This is a genomic window from Leuconostoc lactis KCTC 3528 = DSM 20202, assembly GCF_014651235.1.
Taxonomy (GTDB): Bacteria; Bacillota; Bacilli; order Lactobacillales; family Lactobacillaceae; genus Leuconostoc; species Leuconostoc lactis.
The window spans coordinates 22,040-42,554 of the sequence record NZ_BMWM01000014.1; the positions used below are offsets into that span (position 1 = coordinate 22,040).

14 protein-coding genes and 1 pseudogene are annotated in these 20,515 nt (G+C 45.6%); all 15 read right to left on the bottom strand.

Annotation, left to right across the window (positions count from 1 at the left end; translation table 11 throughout):
- On the bottom strand, positions 1-3,555 hold the full coding sequence (smc, locus tag IE039_RS05200; protein WP_189428848.1) for a chromosome segregation protein SMC: 3,555 nt from the start codon (positions 3,553-3,555) through the stop codon (positions 1-3).
- Between the two features lie 4 nt (positions 3,556-3,559).
- Positions 3,560-4,261: a ribonuclease III gene (gene rnc / locus IE039_RS05205; protein ID WP_189428849.1), complete on the bottom strand. Its 702-nt coding sequence runs from the start codon at positions 4,259-4,261 to the stop codon at positions 3,560-3,562.
- 85 nt (positions 4,262-4,346) lie between these two features.
- Positions 4,347-5,711, bottom strand: coding sequence for a phosphoglucosamine mutase (glmM, locus tag IE039_RS05210; protein WP_010004104.1), 1,365 nt, complete (start codon positions 5,709-5,711; stop codon positions 4,347-4,349).
- Between the two features lie 18 nt (positions 5,712-5,729).
- Entirely contained in the window at positions 5,730-6,749 is a 1,020-nt protein-coding gene (locus IE039_RS05215) for a CdaR family protein (RefSeq protein ID WP_189428850.1), read from the bottom strand.
- Positions 6,746-7,564 carry a diadenylate cyclase CdaA gene (cdaA, locus tag IE039_RS05220; RefSeq protein ID WP_189428851.1) on the bottom strand — a complete coding sequence of 273 codons (819 nt, stop codon included), beginning with the start codon at positions 7,562-7,564 and terminating at the stop codon, positions 6,746-6,748. The genes IE039_RS05215 and cdaA overlap by 4 nt, the downstream gene beginning before the upstream one ends.
- A gap of 64 nt (positions 7,565-7,628) precedes the next feature.
- Positions 7,629-9,725, bottom strand: coding sequence for a Na+/H+ antiporter (locus tag IE039_RS05225; protein WP_189428852.1), 2,097 nt, complete (start codon positions 9,723-9,725; stop codon positions 7,629-7,631).
- 3 nt (positions 9,726-9,728) lie between these two features.
- Positions 9,729-10,607: a UDP-N-acetylmuramate dehydrogenase gene (gene murB / locus IE039_RS05230; RefSeq protein ID WP_189428853.1), complete on the bottom strand. Its 879-nt coding sequence runs from the start codon at positions 10,605-10,607 to the stop codon at positions 9,729-9,731.
- A 118-nt stretch (positions 10,608-10,725) separates the two neighbouring features.
- Complete coding sequence (gene ndk / locus IE039_RS05235) at positions 10,726-11,139, bottom strand: nucleoside-diphosphate kinase (protein ID WP_010003529.1); 414 nt, start codon at positions 11,137-11,139, stop codon at positions 10,726-10,728.
- 67 nt (positions 11,140-11,206) lie between these two features.
- Complete coding sequence (locus IE039_RS05240) at positions 11,207-11,719, bottom strand: YehS family protein (RefSeq protein WP_077281838.1); 513 nt, start codon at positions 11,717-11,719, stop codon at positions 11,207-11,209.
- A gap of 41 nt (positions 11,720-11,760) precedes the next feature.
- Positions 11,761-13,755, bottom strand: coding sequence for a DNA mismatch repair endonuclease MutL (gene mutL / locus IE039_RS05245; RefSeq protein ID WP_146975482.1), 1,995 nt, complete (start codon positions 13,753-13,755; stop codon positions 11,761-11,763).
- Positions 13,756-13,783: 28 nt separating this feature from the next.
- On the bottom strand, positions 13,784-16,378 hold the full coding sequence (gene mutS, locus IE039_RS05250) for a DNA mismatch repair protein MutS (RefSeq protein ID WP_189428854.1): 2,595 nt from the start codon (positions 16,376-16,378) through the stop codon (positions 13,784-13,786).
- 39 nt (positions 16,379-16,417) lie between these two features.
- Entirely contained in the window at positions 16,418-18,448 is a 2,031-nt protein-coding gene (gene recG, locus IE039_RS05255) for an ATP-dependent DNA helicase RecG (RefSeq protein WP_189428855.1), read from the bottom strand.
- A gap of 4 nt (positions 18,449-18,452) precedes the next feature.
- Entirely contained in the window at positions 18,453-19,355 is a 903-nt protein-coding gene (locus tag IE039_RS05260; RefSeq protein ID WP_189428856.1) for a class C sortase, read from the bottom strand.
- A gap of 24 nt (positions 19,356-19,379) precedes the next feature.
- Positions 19,380-20,156, bottom strand: a pseudogene (locus IE039_RS05265) (SpaH/EbpB family LPXTG-anchored major pilin); the annotation flags it as partial.
- A gap of 12 nt (positions 20,157-20,168) precedes the next feature.
- On the bottom strand, positions 20,169-20,474 hold the full coding sequence (locus tag IE039_RS05270) for a pilin N-terminal domain-containing protein (protein WP_189428857.1): 306 nt from the start codon (positions 20,472-20,474) through the stop codon (positions 20,169-20,171).
- Positions 20,475-20,515 lie beyond the last annotated feature (41 nt).

Here is a 20,515-nt window from a genome sequence, read left to right on the forward strand (position 1 = left end):
TTAACCTACACTTTCTGTTACTTTATCTAAATCGACTGCAATCATTTTTGACACACCCGCCTCTTGCATGGTCACGCCATACAACAGGTTGGCTTTCATCATCGTCCCTTTCCGATGGGTAATGACAATAAATTGGGTACCGCCGGCAAAATCTAACAAATATTTGGCAAAGCGACTCACGTTCGCTTCATCCAAAGCTGCTTCCGCCTCATCAAATACCACAAAAGGTACTGGGCGGACATGCAAAATGGCGAAAAGTAACGTCATAGCAGTCAAGGCCTTTTCACCACCCGACAACAAGCTCATTTGTTGGAACTTTTTGCCTGGTGGTTGGGCAATAATGTCAATGCCTGTGGTCAGCAAGTGCTTAGGATCCGTCAAGCGAATCTCAGCCTGGCCACCACCAAACATTTGCGCAAAAGTTTCTGAGAAACGCGCTGCAATGGCGTCAAAAGTCGTTTTAAACCGGACCCGCACTTCGTCATCCATTTCGTCAATTGTTTGGAGCAAAATTTCTTTTGCTTGTCGTAAATCATCGCGCTGTTGCGTCAAAAAGTCAAAGCGTGCTTTAACCGCTTCATACTCTTCAATCGCGCCCAGGTTAACCGTCCCAATCTCGTCTAAACCACGTTTAACGAGTGCAAGTTGTTCAGTAATGGCTGGCAATTCCTGCACATCATGCGTCCCAATAATATCGACGATGTCGACTGTCTCATATTGCGTCAATAATTGTGACTGACTATTGTCGAGTTGCGTTTCAAGGCGTGCTAATTGGGCAGTCAATTGACTCTGGACCCCAGTTTGTACCCGTAAGGTTTCTTGTTGCGTGGCTAACTGCTCTTCCAGCAACACCACCTCATCTGACAGCAGCGCAATCCGCTGTGTTGTAGCATCACACGTCTGTTGGGCTGTTGCTAAACGTGCTGTGGTTGCTGCAATCACAGCGTCATTTTGGCTATTATCTTTGGCAGCTTGTAATTGTGCTTGTAAGTCAGCTAACGTATGGGCTAATGCAGCTTGTTGCTGCAGTAAGTCCTCATGTTGTGTTTGCAGTAATTGCACTTGGCTGGTTACACTATCGCGTTGGGCTTGCACCGTCGCATAGGCCGTTTGCACGGCTACTTTTTCCGCATTAGAGGCTTCTGATTGCTGTGAAATAGCCTGTAGTTCCGCATTCAAGCGAGCCGTCTCCGCCTCTTGTTTGGTCTTTGCGGTTGTCGCCTCTGCCAATGCCGTTTGATTTTGTGTGGCTTGCGTTTGGCCTTCGGCCAATTGTGTTGCCAGTTCGTTTAACTCAAACTGCAAAGCTTGGACAACACGGGCTTGCTGTTTGACCGCATCTTGACGGCGTGATAATTCATAATCTACCTTGGCTGTTTCATTTTTAGCCGTGGCGAACGCGGTCTCAGCCGTCTGCAAAGCTTCGCGTAGCTGGTCACCAGTGGCGCGCTGTGCTTGTAGTTGTTGTTCAAGCGTTTGGGTTTGCGTGGCTAATTCATCCACACGGGCCGTGAGTTGCTTCAATTCCGTCTGACGACTTAAAATTGTTGCCCCACGTTGTTGGTTGGCCCCACCAGTTAGCGAGCCCCCAGCATTAACGACTTGGCCATCAAGGCTCACCACGCGGAAACGATATTGACCCGCTCGTGCGATTTGCGTCGCGTCATCTAGTGTGGCTGCCACAACGGTATTGCCCAATAAATTACCGCTAATACCCGCCATACCTGCCGGCATCGTAACCAAATCTTCTGCAATCCCAACGAAGCCTGGCATCTCTTTAATACGGTCAATACCAGTCAAACGCCGTGGCTTAATGGTATCGATGGGTAAAATTGTGACCCGTCCCGCCCGTTTTTGCGTCAAATAACGAATCACCTGCTTTGCCGTATCGGTTGTATCCACCACGATTTGCTGCAAGGCGCCACCAAGGACGGTTTCAATCGCTTTGGTATAGTCACTTGGTACTGCTAACAATTCAGCAACCACCCCTTGGATCCCTGGAAACTTTGCTCGAACCGCCGGTTGCATGACCGCCCGGACACCTTGATAAAAGCCAGCGTACTCATCTAACGCATGCAATGCATCGCGTTGACTTTTAGCCTTATTTAAATCATTTAGGGCCGCATACCATTGCTTTTCAGTTTGTTGATAACTTTGCGTTGCTTGGGCCAATTGTTGCTTGAGCTTGGTAACCTCTATTGACAAGACCGTCAGATCGCTGTCATCGGCTGTTGTTGGTGTGTCACCGGCAGTAGCTGCCAACAATTCTTCGTGCTTCGCCACTTCCTGTTGTAACCGTTGCTGGAGAATTCGTTGCCGACTCTGCAATGCTTGTTGCGTCTTGTCATCATGTTGTAACGCATTATGTAAGGCGGCAATGGTTTGCATTGTTTGGATATATGCATGCCGATTTTTCTCAAGGTCAGCTTCAAGCGTTGCTTGTTGGGTCGCAGATGCTTGGTTGTCAAAAGCAGTCAGTTGTCTTTTTAACGCTTGGCGTTTCTGCGTTAGGGCCGTTTGTTGTGCCGTCACCGCTTGCAGTTGTGCGTCAAGATCGGTCACACGTTCAGCAATCTCTTGTGCGCGAACTTGCTGGTCAGCAATTTTCCCCTGTAGGGTTTCAAGCTGTTGAGAACTGAGGTTTTGTGCCCCAATCAGTCGCTCACGGGCTTGCGTTTCTTGCAAAATAGTGGCTTGCAAGGCGTCTCGCGTCTTTTGTTCATTGACACGGGCTTGCCGTTTTTGCGCTAAGGTTTGATTGAGCGCATCGACGGTTGTTTTAGTGTGGTTCACTTGCGCATCTTGGCGGGTGAGTTCAGCCGTCGCTTGCGCTTTTTGTTCAACTAATGCTTGTTGTGTCAGCGCTAGTCGAAGACGATCTAACGTGTCAAAACGCGCTTTTTGGGCGATATAATCGGTTGCCTGCGCAGATTGTTCAGCTAACGGTTCAATTCGACCTTCAATTTCATGAATAATATCGGCCACGCGCGCTAAATTATCAGTTGTTTGTTGTAATTCCTTTTGTGCGCGTTGTTTATTTTGTTTATATTGATAAACACCCGCAACTTCTTCAATAATACTGCGACGGTCTTCTGGTTTAGCATTAAAAATGCTTTCCACCCGACCCTGTGAAATAATTGAAAAACTTTCACGTCCCAAGCCAGTATCCATAAATAGTTCATGAATATCTCGCAAGCGACTTTCCACGCCATTAATTTGATAGCTACTCTCACCGGAGCGATACAATTTACGGGTGATACGAATTTCACTAAAATCTGATTTGATGTAGTGATCGGTATTATCAAAAGTCATCGAGACCTCGGCCCGATTTAAAGCGGGTCGGGTATTGGTCCCACCAAAAATAATGTCTGCCATTTTGGTACCGCGTAAATCTTTGGCACTCTGTTCACCCATTACCCAGCGAATCGCTTCGATAATATTTGATTTTCCAGAACCATTTGGTCCTACAATGCCAGTCATGCCTGGCATAAATTCAATAACCGTTTTATCAGCAAAAGACTTAAAGCCACTGATTTCAAGGGATTTAAGTTTCATAAGCTTATTTTTCTTCCAATAGTTTTAAGGCTGCACGGGCCGCAGCCTTTTCTGCATCTTTAATCGACTTGCCAGTCCCGCGGGCCAACTCATGCCCATCAACAGAGACACTCGCTTCAAATATCTGTGTTTTATCAGCCATGGCTTGCTCACGTTCTGTCTGGTAATCAATGACGACCGCGCCGTTCACTTGCAACTTTTCTTGCAAGCGACTTTTAAAGTCAATAAAGCGATCAAAAAAGCCGGTATCAATGGCAGCAAATAACGTGCGCTCTAAAAATTCTTGCACGGCGTCTGCCCCTTGATCCAAATACAATGCGCCGATAAAGGCTTCCCAGATATCTTCCAACAACGAGTCACGTTCACGCGCACCAGACATTTCCTCACCTTTACCCAAGCGCACAGCTTCGTTCAAATGCACTAAACGTGAGAAATGGGCGAATGATCGTGTCTGTACCATGGCAATACGCATTTCGGTTAATTGCCCTTCATGCCAAGCGGGATAGCGCTTAAACAAATATTCGGCAACTGAGACTTGCATCACCGAATCACCTAAAAACTCTAATCGCTGGTAGTCCCGACCTGGTTCGTTCGGATGTTCGTTCAGGTAGTTACGCTGAGTGAGCGCTTCTAGTAATAAGTCCTCATCATGAAATACAATATTGAATTCGGTCCGTAAGTATTGTTTAAAACTGTCTTGTGACACGATTTTATCCTTTGAAGTCATAGTTTGATACTTTATTATAACAAAAAAGCCCTCTGTTTATCACAAACTTGGGACTTCCTTTGTCTTAACCGTTGGCACGCGCACGCACAACCGCCGCGATTTCTTCAACGTATTCATCAACTTGTTCAACTGTTGGGGCTTCAGCCATGACGCGTAAGAGTGACTCAGTCCCTGATGCACGGACAAGCACACGACCATCACCAGCCATTTTCATTTCCACTTCGGCAATCTTTGCGATCACTGCTGGATCTTGTTGGATCGCAATTTTATCCGCAACTGGAATGTTGACTAACTTTTGTGGGTAAATTTGGACTTCAGCGGCCAATTCTGACAGCTTCTTGCCAGTTTCTTTCATGACATAAAGAAGTTGCAGTGCTGTGAGCAAGCCATCACCGGTTGTTGCCCAGTCACTGAAAATAATGTGCCCTGATTGTTCACCACCGAGGTTGTAACCAGATGCCAGCATCTCAGCCATGACATAACGGTCACCCACAGCCGTTTTCACACTCGTCATGCCGTGTTCAGACAATGCCTTGTAAAAACCAATATTACTCATCACAGTTGAAACCACAGTATGGTGCTTCAAGCGACCCTGTGCATCCATAAACTTCCCTGTGATGTACATAATCTTGTCACCATCGACAATCTCACCATTTTCATCAACCGCAATCAGCCGATCACCATCGCCATCAAAAGCCAAGCCAACCTGAACGTCATTTTCAGTCACAAAGGCTGCCAATGCTTCTGGATGGGTTGAGCCGACACCGTCATTGATGTTGAGCCCATTTGGTTGCGTTCCCATCATCACAAAGTCAGCATTTAAATCAGCAAACAAATGCGCCAGCAACCCACTCGTTGCTCCATTAGCGCCGTCAAGCGCAATACGCATCCCTTCCAAATCAGTTGGAATTGTTTTTTGCAAAAAGCTCAAATACTTCAAAGCGCCTTCTGGGTAATTATTCACAACGCCCAAACCGGCTGCGCTCGGGCGTGGCAAATCATCGACTGGACTATCTAGCAATTGTTCAATCTCAAATTCGAGTTCATCGGATAATTTGAAGCCATCATTACCGAAAAATTTAATCCCATTATCAGCTGCTGGATTATGTGAAGCGGTGATTTGGACACCGGCATCGGCTTCAAGGTTTTGCACCAAAAATGCCACCGCTGGTGTTGTAATCACACCTAAACGCAACACATCAATTCCAACTGACAAGAAGCCAGCAATAATGGCTTGTTGCAGCATTTCACCTGAAATACGTGTATCACGGCCAACAATAACAACTGGCTTCTTATCATCTTGTGCGTGGCGTGTCAAAATAGCACCACCGGCACGTCCGAGACGGAAAGCCAATTCTGGCGTTAACGTGTCATTGGCAATACCACGCACACCGTCTGTTCCAAAATATTTTAATTTAATTTCTGACATTGTTTTGTCCTGTTCTTTTTAATTCGTTGAATGGCTGGAAGACGAGGCACTCGTCGCAGAAGATGAACTACTACTCTGATCCCCATCCATGACTTGTGTCACTTGTGCCGTTACAGATTTGACATCATAACGGACAATGCCGGCAATCGCCGGTAACGTCACTTTCAATGTACCGTTACCTTGAACTTGCGAGACATCAATCGGCACGCTCAGATCACTCATAGCATTAAGTATATCAGAAGCACCATAGGCCGTCACATTTTTTGGATCAAATGTGACTTGATATTTGTTGCTACCGGCATTTTTAAGCGTTGGTATCAGTGATAATTTCTTACTGTCTGCTGGTGTAATCACCATTGTCACAGTCGTTGACCTTTGGTCGAAATTCACTTCAACCACATGACCATCCTTATCATAAGCCACCAAACGGACAACCTGAATTACCGTATCTTTAATCCCTGACTGTAATGCCACTTGTGCGGCGACTGTCTCAACCGCATCCACATTTGTCTTTGGCCCACTGATCGTCACGCGCTTCGGATCACTGACCACTTCACTGACCGTGTAACCTTGGGCAATTTTACTTTGATCATAGTTGACGTGAATTGGCAAAGTCACCGCGGCCTTCTTGGCAATCGTGACCGTAATCTTTTGTGGGGTTACCGTAGATGTCAATGACGCATTCACGCCGCGTAACGCAACCGTCACCGTATGTTTCCCTGGTTTTAGGCCACGTAGATCGGCACTAGCTTGAATATCATTACGACTTTGGGTAGCGGAAATTAAAGCCCCTGACCCTTCAATGTCAACGTCGACCGTTGCCGGTGCACCGACAGCAACATAATTATCACTATCAAATTGTAAATTCAATGGGACTTTTAAAGTCGCCTTTTTTTCCGGTATCAACGTCGAAAAATTATCCGACCCATTAGACGTGAGACTCGCCGTTTTTGTGCTTAACACATACGCTGAGAGGAGAATTGCGATTACCAACGAAATCACAAGGTTAACAATTTTTGACTGGCCAACTTTTTTCATGAGGCTGACCTCCCTTTCTTTTGCCACCAGTGTTTTTTAGCCGCCAAATCTTCATCGGATGCCAAGAACTGATGTTTGAAGAAGTTAAGGTAGCTTTCCTGATCCATACGGCGCAATAAATCGCCGTTTTGCGTGATGGATATCTCACCGGTTTCTTCCGACACTACCACCGTAATGGCATCACTGGCTTCCGAAATACCAACCGCGGCACGATGACGTGTGCCTAATTCTTTTGGAATTCGGACACTTTCAGACAGTGGCAAATAAGCGGCAGCGGCAGCAATACGATCTTTACTAATAATCACGGCACCATCATGCAGTGGCGTATTAGGAATAAACGTATTAATCAGTAATTGCCCAGAAATTGCCGCATCCAACTTAATACCTGTTTTAATGTAATCATCCAGTTGCGTCTCACGCTCAATTGTAATTATGGCCCCGATACGCCGTTTTGACATATATTGTAGCGCATCATCTAAACTTTTGATCAGTTGATTTTCTTCTGCATTGTCAACATGCGATCGTCGTAGCGTCAAGCCACGCCCTAACGTTTCCAGACCGCGACGAATTTCTTGCTGAAAAATCACCACCAAGGCAATTGGCGCCCAAGTAATCAATTGATCCATGACCCACGACAAAGTTGTGAGGCCTAAATACCAACTCACCACTTTGACCAAAATAATTGCCCCGACGCCAAATAAAATTTGGAGCGCACGCGTGCCTTCAACAAACTGAATAATCTTATAGAGTAAGAACCAAATAATAATAATATCAACCGCGTGCATGAGGTTGGACATGGTTAAGTACGATAGCATAGGTTTTCCTTTACTGAATTTTAAGCAATAACTTGACGGCAACAATACGATGAACGGTGTTGCCCTATTCTTCGTTTTTACCTGCTAGCGCTGCTGTTTCCGCATAGTTGATAAATTGGCGGATATTGATCCCCGCTTGACGTGTAATCCGGCCTTGTTCGTAAAGATCTTGAATCGTTTCACGTTGGGCATTTAAAGCGAGTAATTCAAGTTCCATGCGCTGTTTATCATCTAATTCACGCTGTTCTGGTGTATCGGGATGTTTTTCGTGTTCAATCTGATAGCGGTAAACCACAATCAGCTCATAAGCATTTTGTCTTTCCATACGGTGCAAAACAGTATCACCATCATACTTTTCCATGTGTTGCGACAACGCCTTAATCGCAGCCTTAGCCATCTCGCGAATCGCTAATGAGGTTTCCGCTTTGAACTGTTTGTTTGATTCATCTGACAACCAAATCCGGACACTACGCAAAGCTCGCCGTGTTAAAATACGGACCCAATGCGCAGAGTTATCAAACTTTTTATCCGCACCAATTAATTTTTCTAAGCGTTCTAGGCGCCGAGATTGAATGGAGAAAATTAAGATTGAAATTTTCTCTTCAACCAATAATTGCTGCAACCGATTGCGTTGCGCATCCAAAGCAATTCGCCGTAACTCTGAGTTATCAAACTGAACATCCTCAGCTTTTTCGCCCATAAGCTGTTCGCGAATTTGGGCGATTGTGGCTTGCTTCCGCGTAATCAATTCATAAACCACAGCGCGATTGGTATCATTTTGTTGCTCACGCAATGTTGCAATACCTACTTGGATGGCAAAAATACGTGCGCGTGATTCTGATAATTCAGCTTCACGGCCTTCGCCCGTCTCCGGTAACTCAGCATCAGAAATTTCTGGCTGCGTAAAGTCGTGTGATGACCGGACTTTCGTGACAATTGGTAACATAATCGTCGCGACTAATAAACTAACAATCACGACAACCGCCGCAATGAAAATCAACAAATCTCGCTGTGGAAATGCCGAACCATCTTGAATAACGGCTGGGACAGTCATAACCGCCGCCATCGTCACCGCCCCACGAACACCCGTTAGACCAGAAATAATGGCCATTTTAACCGTTGGTTTTTGATCACGGTTGCGCAGATACCACACGACCTGATTGCCATACGTCCATAATGTCCGAATGGTAAAAATAATGAGCCAAATAATCACACCATAGAGAATCGCTTGTCCGGTATGGATTTGTGCGTTTTTGACAACCGCCACCACAATGGGCGGCAACCCAATCCCCAACAGCACGAAAATAATCCCGTTGAGCAAATACACGAAGATTTCCCACGTACGAACCGCTGTCACCGAAATTTCTGGATGCCGCGCGTTGATATGCTGATCACTTAATATTTTAGTCAGCACCCCACCGGCTACTACGGCAATGACACCTGATGCATGGAAAACAGCTTCAGCTGTCCAATAAATCAAAAATGGTGCTAACAGCGTCATCACTGTATGAAACACGACATCATTTAAGCCGACGCGATCGAACGTATCGCGCAACCAACTGAGCAGACTCCCTAAGGCTAAACCAACAATAAGCCCCATGAAGGTCATCCAGAAAAAGTTCGTCACCGCTTGCCCGATTAAAAATGTCCCGACTACCGTGGCTTTAATGGCCGTGTTAAAACTCACCAAACCACTCGCATCGTTAATCAAACTTTCACCAGCGACAATATGTAAGACACTTTCTGGTAATCTAACACGTTTAGCGATGGCTTGTACCGCCACCGGATCAGTTGGCGATACCACGGCTGCCAACGCTAACGCTACAGAGTTTGGCAATTGTGGCATCAACAAGTGAATAAAGTACCCACCAATTAACGTGGTGAGTAGGACTAACAGGATAGCATTTCCTAAGATGGGACCACGTAGCTCCCATAATTCACGTTTTGGAAAGCGCCAGGCATCATTATAAAGCAACGGCGCCACAAACAATAACATGAACCAATGCGCGTCAATGTCGACATTAACCCCTAACAATAATGATAAGAATAACCCAATCACGATTTGAAAAAGACTAATCGGCACTTCCGGCACAAAGTGCGAAATAATATTAGAGAAAGTCACTGAAACAATCAGAATAACGACCAATTCAAGTATCCACATCGTTTATCTTTCTCCTATAATACGTACTTCTGTCTCCAGTGTTACCCCGTATTTTTCTTTAACGGTCGCTTGCACCAAATGGATTAAATCTTCATAATCATTACCTGTGCCATTGGCAACGTTGACCATAAAACCGGCATGTTTTCTTGACACTTCAACGCCGCCGACGCGTGTTCCTTGTAAACCGGAATCCATAATTAACTTCCCCGCAAAATAACCCGTTGGTCGCTTAAACACCGACCCATTAGACGGATAATTCAACGGTTGCTTATTGGCGCGACGGAAATTATTGTCATCCATGCGTGCTTGAATAGCCGTTGGTTCATCTGACTGAAGTGTAAACGTCGCGCTGACAATCACGCCCCCATTTTCTTGGAAAACGGATTGACGATACCCAAAATTCAGCGCATCTGCTGCAAAAGTTTGCAATGACCCATCTGGCATAATGGCTGTCACCGACGTGGCAACCATGTCGGTTTGTCCGCCATAAGCCCCAGCATTCATAAAGATGGCACCACCAACTGAGCCAGGAATCCCTGCGCCCCATTCCATCCCCGTTAACCCATGTTCCAGAGCAATTTCTGTCACAAGAATTAAATCAGCGCCGGCATCAGCAGTGATTGTCTCACCACTAACTTGAATATCGCGCAATTCGTGCAATAAAATTACCAAACCGCGTAGTCCACCATTGCGTACCACTAAATTAGATAAACGGCCAAAAACATGAATTAGGTATTGGGCTGACCGCGCCCAAGCCAGCAAAGCCTGTAATTCAGCCAGTGTTTTAGGGATTGCTAAATAATCCACCACGCCGCCCACCTGGGTGTGGGCATAAGGCGCTAGTGGTTGATTTTTTAATATTGTAATATTATCTATTGTCATTTTCTAAATCTCAACTCCGAATCTATAGTTCTATTCTACCAAACTTTGCGCCTCACCACGCACATTGCACAAAAAAAGCTTGACATATCGCCACTTGGCTAAGTCAAGCTTTTTTGGATTAATCAAACCAGAGCGCAATTTCACGCTTGGCTGCGGCTTCACTATCTGACCCATGGACCAGATTCATAATAGCGGCAGCATCCCAAGCACGTGCTAAGTCACCACGAATTGTACCAGGCAAGGCTTTAGTTGGATCAGTAGCGCCCATCATATTCCGCCAACCAGCGATGATTTCATCACCTTCACCAATCATGGCAACGACTGGACCAGACGTCATATAAGTGACCAAATCAGGATAAAAAGGCTTATCAACATGTTCTGCGTAGTGCTGCGCCAACAATTCTGGTGTTGGCGTTAACATCTTCATGGCCACAATCTGATAACCCTTGGCCTCAATACGGCGAATGATTTCACCAACTTTAGCACGTTGTACACCATCTGGCTTAATCATCATAAAGGTACGTTCTGTCATGCTTACTTCCTCCAAGTCTTGTGCCTCATCTCCATTTTACACGGAATAGAAACCGCTTACAATACGTTTAACGCGCTGTTTTTTTAATATCTTCTGGTCGGTAAGTCATGGCCATGCCCTTTAAAATATTGCGCAGGTAACGGTCCCCTGCTGGCTTATAATTGCGGTGATCTGGCCGGCGCAAGACGGCACTTAGCTCGTTATTGGAAATGGTAATGCCTGCCGTTTCTAAAAAGCCAAGATAATCGTCACTGGTGTAAGACATCGCAATTTTCAGCTTTTTCATGACAACGTTATTGATGTCATCTTCTTTTGTCATATCAAAAGTTGGTGGTACTGGCTTGAGATCAGCCCCGATTTTCTGGCCACGCTGTGAAATAATCAAGCCATTCATAAAGGCTTCTAAAGTATGCATATCAACCTTTTCATCACGTGGTGTTCCTTCGGCTTGCTTGGTGAGCAACGCTGTCAATTGCGCTTCATCAAGCGTGATGCCACCCAATTCAAAAATTTTAAGCATGTCAGTCTTTTTAATATTAAGTGCGTAACGTAAACGAATGATAATATCGTTATTATTCATAATATTTCTCCTAGTATGTACCGCGCAAATCTGCGCTGCGTTTAGTATGGATGGTTATCGTAGGTTTCCCATTTTTCATGCGCATCTTGAATGCGCTTAAACATTTTTTCCATCTCAGTTAACGTAAATTGTGTCAACACGGGACGACCATGTGGGCAATTATACGGGTTTTCAGCTTGTGATAATGTTTCCAGCAAGGTGCGTGCTTGGCTATCTGATAAATGCATATTAGCCCGAATGGCCCGCTTACAACTCATCATAATCGCCGTCCGTTCACGAAATTCAGCTACGGTCAGATGGCCATCACGGAGTAACCAATCAATCATTTCACGAATCGTCTCGGCCACTTGTTCTTTGGCAAACCACGTCGGATGTTCTCGGACAATGAGTGTATTGGGACCAAACGTTTCTAGATGTAACCCAACAGCAGCTAAATCCGCTGCATAATCAGCGATTTTTAGCATATCTGACGTGGCGTAATTCAAGGTAATTGGGACGAGTAACCGCTGCTGATCAGCTGACACATCACCAATGATGTCACGATAGTATTCATAATTAACCCGTTCCTGTGCGGCGTGTTGATCAATTAAAAATAAGCCGGTCTCATTTTGTGCAAAGAGAAAAGTCCCATGCATTTGCCCAATGTAAGCCAAGTTTGGAAAGCCACTCGGCCGTGCTGGTGTGACGTCCAACGTTTCCTGAACAACCTTTTCGGTCGGTGCTTGATACGGCATTACTGGTTCTGTCACCTGATTGACCACTGCCGGTTGTTCAAAGACAGTTAGTGCCGGTTCATTGGCGTATTTTGTCGCAAATGCTTGCACAGCGTCACTGGTGAGTTGAGTGCGATTCGTAATATGAATCACCTGTGCTGAGCGATCAGTTGCTGTCTCGCTTGCCTTGACGGGTTCAGTTGGTTGGATGACGGTATCACTGGCCGTTACCCACGGTGCTTGTTGGGTAGGTTGCTGTTGCGGTGTTGGTCGATCATGTGCGGCGATGACCGACTGCTGACCATACAAATTTTCATAGGCATCTGGGATTAAATTTTCTTGGGCTAAACGTGCCTTAATCGTCTCAACGAGTAACGTTGCCAGTTCTTCTTCCTTAGCTAAACGGATTTCTGATTTTTGCGGATGGACATTGACATCAATCAATAAGGGATCCGTATTGATATTGATGACGCCCATCGGAAAACGCCCGACCATCAACTTAGAACCATAGCCGCGAATGATTGCATTAGAAACGGCAAAATTTTTAATAAAGCGACCGTTAATTAGTACCGTCAAATACTCACGTGACCCGCGCGTTAATTCTGGTAAGGACACAAAGCCAGTGATATTAAATGTATCATCTTCACCAGCAATCGCTAACATTTTTTGGGCCACATCACGCCCGTAAATCGCCGCAATCACTTGTTGCTGATTACCATTGCCAGTAGTTTTTAATAAGGGCCGATTATCAGCTGTGACGGTAAATGCAATATTCGTATAGGCCAAGGCCAACCGATTCATAATATCAGTGATACGCGATAATTCTGTTTGTGGGCGTTTGAGGTATTTCAATCTAGCCGGTGTATTATAAAACAAATCACGAACTGAAATCACAGTCCCACGGCGGCCATTGGCTGGGGTCACCTGCACTTCCTTCCCACCCTTGATGTGATACATCACACCTGCAGGCGCCGTCTCAGTTGTCGTGTTCAGCGTCACATCGGCAATAGCGGCAATGGACGGCAACGCTTCTCCACGAAATCCCAGCGAGACAATATTAAATAAATCATGCCGATCCGTAATCTTACTGGTGGCGTGCCGCGTGAACGCTAAGGGCACATCTTCTGGATCAATACCTGTGCCATTGTCCACGACACGAATCAGTGATTGGCCGGCATTTTCAACCACCACATCAATTTGGGTAGCCCCAGCATCAATCGCATTTTCAACTAATTCTTTGACGACACTAGCCGGTCGTTCGATTACTTCACCCGCTGCGATTTGGTTCGCTAATAAGTTTGAGAGTTCGTGTATTTTTCCCATTTAACGTCCGTGCAACGTGGCACGCCTCCTACTGTCGCATTTTCTTCAAGGTATGCAATGCATTCATCGCATCAATCGGTGTCATGTTTAAAATATCCAACTGATCTAGTTGCGCTAGCAATTGTTGTATCTTGTCATCAGTTGTGGCCACATCAAACAACGGCACCTGCTCGGCTAACTGTTGTACTGATGAAACAGGCACTGGTGCAACGGATTCACTTGCCACAACAACTGATTTTTGATTTTCAAGTTGTGACAAGATGTGGGTCGCATTGGCAATGAGTTCATCAGGCAAACCGGCTAACGCAGCCACGTGAATCCCATAAGATTTGTCAGCGGGACCTGTTTGAATTTGATGTAAGAAATGTAATTGGCCATCCGCATCTTCAACAGCGCCGACATGCACATTGGCAATGCCTGGATGTTGATCAGCCAACACCGTTAGTTCATGATAGTGGGTTGAAAACAGCGTTTTAGCATGCACATGCGTATTTAAGAACTCAATAATCGCCTGAGCCAACGCCATCCCATCATAAGTTGCCGTGCCCCGACCCAATTCGTCAAATAAAATCAACGAATGCGCCGTTGCTTCTTGCAACGCATGGTTGGCTTCCGCCATTTCTACCATAAAGGTTGACTGTCCCATGGCCATATCATCATTGGCCCCAATGCGCGTAAAGATTTGATCAAAAATCGGCAACTCAGCCGCTGAGGCGGGCACAAAACTACCCATTTGTGCCAAAATGACAATCAACGCTAATTCCCGCATATAGGTTGATTTACCCGCCATATTTGGCCCCGTAATCAACTGCATATTGGTTTGATCAGATAACATGACATCATTGGCCACAAATTCACCAGCCGGCAATAAGGATTCAACAACCGGATGTCGTCCCTGTTCAATGGCAATATGATTACCGGTGGTAAAGACTGGCCGGACAAAACGGCGATTATCCGCAACATCAGCTAACGCCGCCAGCACGTCTAAACGGGCGACTTGCTGAGCTAATGTCTGCAAACGTCCAATTTCAGCCTTCACATGGTCACGAACGGTGACAAACAAATCATACTCACGTTCGGTTTGCTTGGCTTGGGCTTCAATAATTAACCGCTCATGTGCCTTCAATTCAGGCGTGACAAAACGTTCTGCATTGGTCAAAGTTTGCAGGCGTTCATACCGATTTTCCGCTAATTTCCCAATATTGGCTTTGGTCACTTCGATAAAGTAACCAAAGCTCTTATTATACCCGACTTTCAACGACCCAATCCCAGTCGCAGCGCGTTCGTCGGCTTCCAATTGCGCCAGCCACTGCTGGTTATCGGTGAGCACTTGACGATAGTCATCAATTTTGGCGTCAAAACCATTTTTAATGATGTTGCCTTCGCGCACACTAATTGGCGGTTCGTCCATAATGGCATCATCAATTAAAGTGGCTAAGTCGCCCATATCATCGAGTTGCTGCCCAACTGCCTGAAGTAAACTGTCCGATTCTGCTAAAGTCGCTTTTATCGCCGGAATTGCGCGTAATGAACGTTTTAACTGGACGAGTTCACGCGCGTTCATGGTCCCCATCGCTGCACGTGCTGCCAAACGTTCTAAATCATAGACAGACTTCAAATGATCTTGTAACGTGCCTCGGGTAAAAAAGTCGGCTTGGAAAGCCTGCACAAGATCTAGGCGCGCCTCAATATCAGCTTGCACGCGTAACGGCTTCAACACCCATTGCTTCAATAAACGACCACCCATTGCCGTGTGCGTCTCGTCAATTAACCCCAGTAATGAGCCTGCCCGTTTTTTGGTGCGGGTATTTTCAACTAAATCCAAATTAATCCGAGTATCTTGATTAAATTTCAGGTAAGCTAGCCGTTCATAACTTTCCGCAGGCACAATATGTTCGAGATTACGACGTTGGGTATCAAAAATATACCCTAACAACATCGTCGTGACCGCAACTTCTAGCGAATGCGTGAGATTTTGCGTCAAAAAACTAATCGTTGCGGACGGTGCGACTTCCGCTTGCGTTGAGATAACTAACCCATGCTCGCCCAATTGCGTTGCCATTTGTTGCTTGATCGTTTCGGGATCATTTTGGCGCAAAACGACTTCCTTCACTTCCAACGACCGCAATTCATCCACGATATCATTAAATTGTTGGCTGGTTGTGGCTTTCAACTCACCAGTTGATAAATCAATATAAGCCATGGCCCAAGCCTGACCATCCGGTAATACGGCCGCCAAATAATTGTTTTGTTTATCTGAACCAGCCCCACCCGATAACTTTGTCCCTGGTGTAATCAGTTGGACAACGTCACGTTTCACCATACCTTTGGCTACGGCAGCATCTTCCATTTGCTCCACAATGGCAACCTTATGTCCCTGATCAACTAAAATATCGATATAGTTTTGCGCCGCATGATGGGGGATACCGGCCATCGGCACCGGATTTTCTGAATTTTTATTCCGCGCTGTTAACGTCAATTCCAGAAATTTTGCCCCTTGAATGGCATCTTCTTCAAATAATTCGTAAAAATCACCTAAGCGATAAAAAACGAACGCATCTGGATATTGCGCTTTAATCTCATGATATTGCACCATCATGGGGGTATCAGCTGGTTTAGCCATCAGTAGGTATCTCCTCAATCATCTTTTCTTTCACTTTGCTTAATCAAAATGGCGATAGCGCGCCATCGTGCGTGATAAATAAGCGACTAACGCTTGGTTTTCTGGCTGTTGGTCCCAATTTTCCTGACTCACTAACGCAATCGCTTCCTGTTGCGCAATTTCCATCATCGTCAGATCCTTGATTGGATCACCCACAACAAATTCTGGGACACCGGACTGTTTGGTGCCTAAAATATCCCCAGAACCACGTAATTCCAAATCTTTTTGCGCCAAAACAAAGCCATTAGTCGTCGCCACCATCGCATCTAAACGGGCTGTGCCGTAATCGGTTTTAGGGTCCGCTATCAACAACGTATACGATTGCCGACTACCACGACCCACACGGCCACGCAATTGATGCAGTTGCGCTAACCCAAAGCGATCGGCATCTAAAATCAACATAATGCTGGCATTGGGCACATCCACCCCAACTTCAATTACAGTTGTGGCCACCAAAACTTGAATCCGATTCGCCTTAAAATCAGCCATTAACTGCTTTTTTTCATCATTTGATAAGCGGCCGTGTAATAGGCCAATCGTATATTCTGGTAGCTCTAACTGCATCGCTTCATACATAGCGGTCGCATTTTGCACATCCAGTGACTCCGATTCTTCAATCAAAGGTGTCACGATGTAGGCTTGTGCCCCGTCATCCAGTTGTTGTTTCACAAATGCCAAAGCGGCATCTAACTGATTATGACTGAGCCGTTTAGTTTCAATAGCTTTACGGCCACTAGGTAATTGGTCAATAATGGATACATCCATCTCACCGTAAGCCGTGATCGACAATGTGCGTGGAATAGGGGTCGCCGTCATCGCCAAAATATCTGGATTAACCCCATTTTCACGTAACGCAGCTCGTTGGTTCACGCCAAAACGATGCTGTTCATCAATGACTGCCAGTCCTAAATGATGAAATGCCACGTCTGGTTGTAGCAACGCATGTGTGCCAACTAAAATATCGATCTCGCCGTTCTCAAGATCTTCTAGAATCTGTCGTCGCGCCGCAGCACGCAAACCACTAGTCAGCAACTCAATGCGTAGCTGCACACCCGCACGATCAAATAACTGTGCTAAATTCAACGCGTGTTGTTGCGCTAAAATTTCCGTTGGTGCCATAATGGCAGCTTGTAGCCCTGCCGTCACGACGGCATACATAGCCATGGCCGCCACCACTGTTTTTCCGGAACCAACATCCCCTTGTAGTAAACGATTCATGTGCCGTGGCCGATGCTGGTCTTGCAAAATTTCCGCAATCACCTTTTTTTGCGCAGCAGTTAGTGTAAATGGTAGTCCTGCCTCAAACTTTTTGAGCGCTTGCGCATCATAGGCAATGCCTTCACCCGCAAATTTTTGATCCGCTAACTTCAACAGTTGCAAACGCATTTGAAAAATGAAGAATTCCTCAAAGGCTGCACTCCGACGTGCTGCTTTTGCAGCTGGCATATCAGTGGGAAAATGCATGTGTTCAATTTGGGTATTGCGGTCTAATAACCGATACTTCTGCCGTAAACTAAGTGGCACGAGGTCCGGCATCGTTCCACGGACATCCGCCCAGGCCAATTCGACTAAATGCCGAATAGTTTTTGCCGTGATTTGTTTAGAGGCCGGATAAATTGGATCCAAAGCATTTGCCGTGGCATTAATCATTTTCATGCCCGTTAGTGCTGCTTTTGCAGCATTATACGTTCCGTATACGGCCACTTCCTGACCAACAGCGATATTTTGGGCTAACCAAGGCTGATTAAAAAACGTCACACGAACATTTTCGTGTTCAATGAGTAAGCCAAAGCGCGTTTGCGTTTTCTTGCCAAAACGTGTCACCACTGGGGGAGCACTCACCACCCCCTTGAAGGTGACCTTCTCGCCATCCAAAGTTTCGGACGGCCGCCGCTCACCTAAATCCTCATAGCGAAACGGAAAATATCCCAATAAATCTTCAATGGTAAAAATATCAAGGTCATGCAAAGCCGTTAGGCGTTTTGGGCCAACGCCTGGTAAAATATCCACATTGTCAACCGGTGTCATCATGTTATTATTGTATCATTTTGCTTGAAAAAAAGGCGACCAGCTCATGAGCCGATTGCCTTTTCCCCCTATCCGTGTTGCCCATTAACTTTTGGCAGTCAGCAAGAGCCATCGGGTACCAAGCTGATCGTCGCCAACGCCACCAAAACCAACAGATTTGACCGCCAAGTGCCACTCCAATGACTAGTAATATACCAGCTTGCTTAAGATTTTCTGACTGAATCGTTTGTGTGATTTTTTTCTGAAAGCTCGGCTGATACGGCACGCGCCTGCCCGTCACCAGTAGGCGATGTGAATTGATCATATACGGCGTACACGTCACTAATGTCAGCAAGTCCTGCTGAGGTTGACGTTGTAGCACCTGAAAATCAGCCGGTTGCACCACTCGGGTCATAAAAATTTGATAAGCTAATTTTTTATCCCCAAGCGTTAAAATCACAATATCCCCTGACTTAACCCGATTAAGATTGGTAAATAGCACTCTTGAAGCCAAGCCACGGTGCCCAGCAATGACACAATGCGTCCCAACCCCACCAGTTGGACTATCCATATTTTGTAACACGGTTGCCCCATAGGTTAAGGTCACCTCGTTGGTGGTTTTAAATAGTGGCGTATGCAACGCAATACTTGGCACTGTGATACTACCAAGCACTTGTTGTTTTAAAGCAATTTGTTGTGGCGGGGCGGCATTTGCAAACGGATCTGCCACCTCGTCGCTGTGATTGTTTGGTTGACTCGGCTGACTAGTTTTCTGTTGTTGTCGTGCTAAGGGCGTTAACCGTTGCTGATCGATAAAATGATTGATTGCGCTGACATAAAATGGATAAGTCGCAATCAAAAAGCCAAGAATAAAAATACCAGCAAATACCCACCGAAAACAATCTGGTCGTTGGTTTTGTGCCATTGTCATAACGTCATCTTTCTGGTTCACACATTAGACCGTGTGTTGTTTTTTATACCACCAAACAGCCCCAGCCATCAATACCACGCCCATACCGAAGAAGATATAAACGCCAACACCACCAGTGGCTGGCAGCAAGCCCTTTTTGGTGTTTTCAATGGTCATGGTTTGCGCAGTCGCATAGCTGCCTTTGGTCACATTAAACGGTACTTGTTTTGCCAAACGTGCATAACCCGTTGGTGCTTGTATTTCAAGCAAGGCATAGTGTTGGTTATTCGGTAATTTTGCTGAATAAATCAAATTTTGCAAGCTTAGCATACCTTGTGAATCCGTCACATATCCTGTGGCCTGATTGGCATTTGTTGCCCACTGGTAGCTGCCATCGGCAGCTTGATTCGCATAAGCTATAATGTTTTCTTGACGATCAACCTTGACTAATTGGAAAATAGCACCAGCCAGCCTGGCTTGACTTTGTTTATCCACTTTAACAAAGGTAGCAACGCCAGTGTAGATTTTTAACCCGTCCCCTTCTGTCGTGACGACTTCCTGATCAACGGTGAAAGTAGCAGCGTTCGTCAAGCATTTTTCTGGTGCGGCGGCTTTGGTTAACATGGCATCATAGGTAACGTCTAACTGTTTCCCTGCCATGGCTGTCATACAAGCCGTTTTTGGATTAAATGTGATTCTACACCCTTTCCCATCTTTTGTCGTTCCAGTTGTTGCCGTCACTTGATAGTCCGTTCCTTGGACTAACCCATCGATTTTGACGGTACTCACCACATCATCAATGCCTAAATTTGGGGTATCAACGACGTTGAACGTTCATTTATCTTGGATATTCCAAGGGACTGCCACTTGTAATTGATAACTAAACGTTTGGCCAATAGCGGCATTATAGATTTTTGAGCCATCGGGTAAGTTCACCGTCAAATCGGCCTTACTTTGTGCGGTCAAATCTTTTGAAAAGGCGTTCGTCTGTTCATTTTTAGGATAAATATGGATATTTGGGTTAATCTGCATATCTGATCCAGGTTGATAAATTGGTAAAGCTAAAACACTCGGCGTAGCCCGTTGTGTAATGTTACTTGAGGAATTAGTTTGGCAGATTGTAAAATTTAAGTTGAACATTTAAGTGGACAGAAAAACCCATCAAGGTCTTTAATGGTGTT

Excerpts from the sequence above, each read along its gene's own strand:
- ndk (WP_010003529.1), bottom strand. The coding sequence starts at position 11,139 with ATGACAGAACGTACCTTTATGATGATTAAGCCAGATGGTGTACAACGT.
- IE039_RS05240 (WP_077281838.1), bottom strand. The coding sequence starts at position 11,719 with ATGAATAATAACGATATTATCATTCGTTTACGTTACGCACTTAATATT.
- smc (WP_189428848.1), bottom strand. The coding sequence starts at position 3,555 with ATGAAACTTAAATCCCTTGAAATCAGTGGCTTTAAGTCTTTTGCTGAT.
- IE039_RS05270 (WP_189428857.1), bottom strand. The coding sequence starts at position 20,474 with ATGTTCAACTTAAATTTTACAATCTGCCAAACTAATTCCTCAAGTAAC.
- IE039_RS05225 (WP_189428852.1), bottom strand. The coding sequence starts at position 9,725 with ATGTGGATACTTGAATTGGTCGTTATTCTGATTGTTTCAGTGACTTTC.
- recG (WP_189428855.1), bottom strand. The coding sequence starts at position 18,448 with ATGATGACACCGGTTGACAATGTGGATATTTTACCAGGCGTTGGCCCA.
- cdaA (WP_189428851.1), bottom strand. The coding sequence starts at position 7,564 with ATGCTATCGTACTTAACCATGTCCAACCTCATGCACGCGGTTGATATT.
- glmM (WP_010004104.1), bottom strand. The coding sequence starts at position 5,711 with ATGTCAGAAATTAAATTAAAATATTTTGGAACAGACGGTGTGCGTGGT.
- mutS (WP_189428854.1), bottom strand. The coding sequence starts at position 16,378 with ATGGCTAAACCAGCTGATACCCCCATGATGGTGCAATATCATGAGATT.
- IE039_RS05260 (WP_189428856.1), bottom strand. The coding sequence starts at position 19,355 with ATGACAATGGCACAAAACCAACGACCAGATTGTTTTCGGTGGGTATTT.
- IE039_RS05215 (WP_189428850.1), bottom strand. The coding sequence starts at position 6,749 with ATGAAAAAAGTTGGCCAGTCAAAAATTGTTAACCTTGTGATTTCGTTG.
- mutL (WP_146975482.1), bottom strand. The coding sequence starts at position 13,755 with ATGGGAAAAATACACGAACTCTCAAACTTATTAGCGAACCAAATCGCA.
- murB (WP_189428853.1), bottom strand. The coding sequence starts at position 10,607 with ATGACAATAGATAATATTACAATATTAAAAAATCAACCACTAGCGCCT.